This is a genomic window from Flavobacterium xizangense (assembly GCF_054075145.1).
In genome coordinates, this window is the sequence record NZ_JBSIPG010000008.1 from 185465 (window position 1) to 190307 (window position 4843).

The 4843-nt window shown below is 37.6% G+C and carries 2 protein-coding genes and 1 pseudogene; all 3 read right to left on the reverse strand.

Annotation, left to right across the window (positions count from 1 at the left end):
- Positions 1–606 (reverse strand): annotated as a pseudogene (locus ACWA1B_RS17350) (hypothetical protein); the annotation flags it as partial.
- Positions 607–943: 337 nt separating this feature from the next.
- Positions 944–2200: a tail fiber domain-containing protein gene (locus ACWA1B_RS17355; protein WP_456909054.1), complete on the reverse strand. Its 1257-nt coding sequence runs from the start codon at positions 2198–2200 to the stop codon at positions 944–946.
- Between the two features lie 225 nt (positions 2201–2425).
- The coding region (locus tag ACWA1B_RS17360) for a tail fiber domain-containing protein (RefSeq protein WP_456909056.1) at positions 2426–4843 on the reverse strand (2418 nt) is incomplete at its 5' end.

Below are 4843 nucleotides of genomic sequence, written 5' to 3' on the forward strand. Positions count from 1 at the left end.
GGCATTTCCTACCAGAGATTCAAGATCAAGCACATGAGTTTGTTCTTTCTCATCTGTATAAGTAAGTGTTTTGGCGACAGCATCATAATTCAACGAAGTCAAAGTCTCATTTAATCCGATTAGTTTGGTAATCTCATCTATAACTTTGGTTTTTTCGAAAATGGTTGATGAATTATCAATAACATCTTTAACGACATCAATAGTAGTAACAGTATTATCCTCACTTGTATAAGTATAAGAACCTTTTTTGTTATCTACAAAGGTAGTGATCGTTTCATTTGCCTTAATTATATCACTAATTTTAATAATATGAGTATTTCCAGCTTTATCTATGTAACTAAATTCATTTGTTATTGGATTATAAATAACATTTCCATTTCCTTCGGAAGCTTCTCCAGAAGCAATGATTCTGTTCCATTTGTTATCATACCAATAGTAGTAACCAGGTTTAATATCTAAAGCTACAGCCGTGTTAAAAACTAATAAACTAGGAACATTACCAGTTCTGATTGTTGTAGCATCTGTTGAACCTGTTAAAGCTATTCTAGGGATTAAAATACCTTTGTCTTTCGCTATTACTTCTAACTGTGCAGAAGGGTTTTCCATCTTGTCACTACCAATTACTACCTGTGAGTAAGCAGAATAACTAGCCAGGACAAAAAATAAGGGAAGTAATCTATTCTTCATGAGATTTAATTATTAATCGGTTATTATTATTTGATTTAGTATATCCTCTATATATACCATCAACTTTTATAATTCATTTTTAATGACAAAGGTCTATTCATTATAACTTTTTTCTTACCCTTATACGTTTTTTCAGTAACAGTTTAAGGCATTTTAAACAATTAAAACCTTGATTTATATATGTTTTTTAAAATTCCTTTTTAAAAACAACAAAGGGAAAGTTTACACTTTCCCTTTGTTGTTTTTAGCAATAAAATTATTTTCTTAGAGTTTCACTCAATAGTTGCTCTAGCCTCTGTACACGTTTTTCTAATTCCACAATTTTGGTCTCTTTTTCTTCAATTTGCTTTTGCTGTTCCTGTATTGCCTTAACCAATGGCACCACAAACTCTGCATATCTTAAACTGTAAAAATCATTTTCGGCTTGTGGCTTAACGATTGCGTTAAATTGATACCCTATACTATTTGCTGCAGCTTCTACTTCCTGAGCAATAAATCCTGATTGTAAATCAGTAGTCCCGTTTTTCAGTTTATAAGTTACCGGACGCAACTTGTTAATAAAATTCAGACCATATGTACTGGTTACAATATCTTTTTTTAAACGTACATCTGATCCAATTGACCAATCAACCTGACCGCCAATACTTGTTACATATTCATTTCCTATCTGTACCGTATTAGAACCTCTACCGACTGCATAATTTCCTATTACAATTTGATTTATTGAGTTATTAGTTGGAGTAAGAACACCTGACCCTATAAATATACTTTCTTTAGTATTCTTAAGTTGGGCACTTGCAACAATATAACTACCACTATTAAAACCAATTGCTATATTATATTCTCCATCTATATTGTTAGCTAATGCACTGTCTCCAAGAGCTGTATTGTAATTACCTGTTTTCAAATTCATTAATGTTCCTGATCCCAAACCAACATTTCTAGAACCAGCTGTATTATAATATAGAGAATTACTTCCAACTGCTACATTTTGATTACCGATAGTATTACTAATCATTGCAGTCGCACCAAATGCTGTATTTGAAATTCCCGTATTTTTAGACAAAGTATAGTATCCAAAAGAGGTATTATAATTTGATATACGCCCGGATTCAATTCCCCATCTTTTAAAAACTAAATCCTTATCATCTAATGTCCCAATAAAATTAGTTCCTGCAGTTGTACCCGCATTTCCTGTTGTGCTCCAGCCTGTATTATTTATTTTTCGCAAAACTCCATTTGCGTCAGTTGTCAAAAACTGATCGGAAGCTGAGCCTGTCTGAAGCCCTTGAATAGCCAAAGTAAAAGTTGAAGTTGTGGTTAAAATAGAAGGTTTTATTAATGCACCTCCCAATTGCAAATTACCACTTGTAAGATTTAAACCATTATCCGCTGTACTTACACCGCTCGGATTAATCGTTATTCTTTTTCCATTTGCTGTAACTATTTTTTCTGTCTGAGCGATCATAAATCCACTCTGAACTAACAATAACATGCATAAAGTTTTTTTCATAGTTACTTATTTTATCTTAATTACTATTACACGATATTTTTTATTTCAATACCTCATTTAATATGCAAAAATTCTCTATCTACATGAGTTTTACTGCTCGTAAAAATCATTATTATCACACTTTAGGGCATTTTTTTGTATGTAATATTGAATTTCGATACTAGACATTAGCAAAAAAATCCGATTATTACAATCGGATTTTTAAATACAATAACAGAGGCATAATTATTTATCTGTCAATTTTTGCACAAGTGATTTTAATTGCTGAATCTCAGCTTGCTGCTCTTTGATCGCGTTAATTAATACTGGAACAATTTCTGCATAATTAACACCAAGTGTTTTGTCTGCATCTTGACCCACGCTCACAACTTCAGGCAATATTTTTTCTATCTGCTGTGCCGAAACACCAACTTTTAATTTATCATCTGATTTGTCTTTCCAATTATATGTGATGGGATCAATTTTCATTATTTCAGCTAATCCATATTTCAAAGGTTCAATATTTTTCTTTAAACGAATATCCGAAGTTTGGATTGTTCCATTTGTAGCATACAATGCCCTCCATCTTTGATTAATATTACCCAAGTTTATTGTTCCTGTATTATCAACGGTACCTGGTAATAAATCTCCATTATAAGCAATCTCTAAGCTTACAGAATTACTAGTTTTAAACTGTAAATTACTTCTTGCTACAGATCCAACTGTACCTTGATAATATGCAATTACACTAGAAAGTGATTGAATAGCACCAGCTGTAGTTCCTGTCTGAGCTTGGAAATTAAATGCTCCCATTGATGACCCACTTGTAAGTGGGGTCGGTGCAGTTTCTGTACCGCCACCATGTAAAAAGGAGAACGATGGAGAATTGGCTGCATTTGAATACGTAGCAAGTTTCAAATCATCCATTAAATCGTCTGTAGAAGAATTAACGAGATGAATACCATATTTTGGGTTTTTAGTACCAATACCTAATCTACCATCAACATCCAATCTCATTTGTTCTACATTATTAGTAATAAATGGTAAAGCAAAATTAGTTTTAGTACCCAAATATTTCATAGATGTGAGACCATCATTTGCATCGTTTCCTCCCAATACCCATGGCATATCAGGTGACCATGCAATGACACCCGAAGGATCGGTAAACAAATAAGCCGGTTTCGTAACAGCTGGAACCATATTAACTTGTACATCAGTAAGAGTTGCTCCTGTTCCGTTAACTACTTTTAATACCGTAGCTGGCGTTATCGTTGTGATATTTTTTTTCACAACGTCTACAGTAATATCAGCATCTAAAATTTTTCCCGTTCCTGTAACTGTTACAGCACTACTTCCTGCAACTAAACTTCCTTTAGTAATTGTAGGTGTTGCTCCTGTTAATCCAATTGGTCCTTGAGGGCCTATAGGTCCTGTCAATCCGATCGGACCTTGATTCCCTGTTTCACCTTTTGGGCCCTGAAGCCCTTGAGGTCCCTGTTCTCCAGTTTCTCCTTTTGGGCCTTGAAGACCTTGTGGTCCCTGTTCTCCAGTTTCTCCTTTGAGGCCCTGGAGGCCTTGTGGTCCCTGTTCTCCAGTTTCTCCTTTTGGGCCCTGAAGACCTTGTGGTCCCTGTTCTCCAGTTTCTCCTTTCAGCCCCTGAAGACCTTGTGGTCCCTGTTCTCCGGTTTCTCCTTTCAGCCCCTGAAGACCTTGTGGTCCCTGTTCTCCGGTTTCTCCTTTTAGGCCCTGAAGACCTTGTGGTCCCTGTTCTCCGGTTTCTCCTTTCGGACCCTGAAGCCCTTGTGGTCCCTGTTCTCCAGTTTCTCCTTTCAGACCCTGAAGGCCTTGTGATCCCTGTTCTCCGATTTCTCCTTTCAGGCCCTGAAGCCCTTGTGGTCCCTGTTCTCCAGTTTCTCCTTTCAGACCCTGAAGGCCTTGTGGTCCCTGTTCTCCGGTTTCTCCTTTCAGACCCTGAAGCCCTTGAGGTCCCTGTTCTCCAGTTTCTCCTTTCAGACCCTGAAGGCCTTGTGCTCCCTGTTCTCCAGTTTCTCCTTTCAGACCCTGAAGGCCTTGTGGTCCCTGTTCTCCAGTTTCTCCTTTCAGCCCCTGAAGCCCTTGTGGTCCCTGTTCTCCGGTTTCTCCTTTCAGACCCTGAAGCCCTTGTGGTCCCTGTTCTCCGGTTTCTCCTTTCGGACCCTGAAGCCCTTGTGGTCCCTGTTCTCCAGTTTCTCCTTTCGGACCCTGAAGCCCTTGTGGTCCCTGTTCTCCAGTTTCTCCTTTCAGACCCTGAAGCCCTTGTGGTCCCTGTTCTCCAGTTTCTCCTTTCAGACCCTGAAGACCTTGTGGTCCCTGTTCTCCGGTTTCTCCTTTTGGGCCCTGAAGACCTTGAGGTCCCTGTTCTCCCGTTTCTCCTTTTACTTTTCCAGCATCAGAACTTGTTCCGTCTGAATATGTTATAATCAAATTTCCTGATGCATCAACAGCTGTATTGGCAATACCTTTTCCATCTAAACCATTTGTTCCATCAGTACCGTTTACTCCATCAATACCTTTTATTCTCCCAAGGTCTGAAGTTGTTCCATCTGTATAAGTAACAATAAGATTTCCTGATGCATCAACAGTTGTACTTGCAATACCTTTTCCGTCTAAACCATTGGTTCCATT

Excerpts from the sequence above, each read along its gene's own strand:
- ACWA1B_RS17355 (WP_456909054.1), bottom strand. The coding sequence starts at position 2,200 with ATGAAAAAAACTTTATGCATGTTATTGTTAGTTCAGAGTGGATTTATG.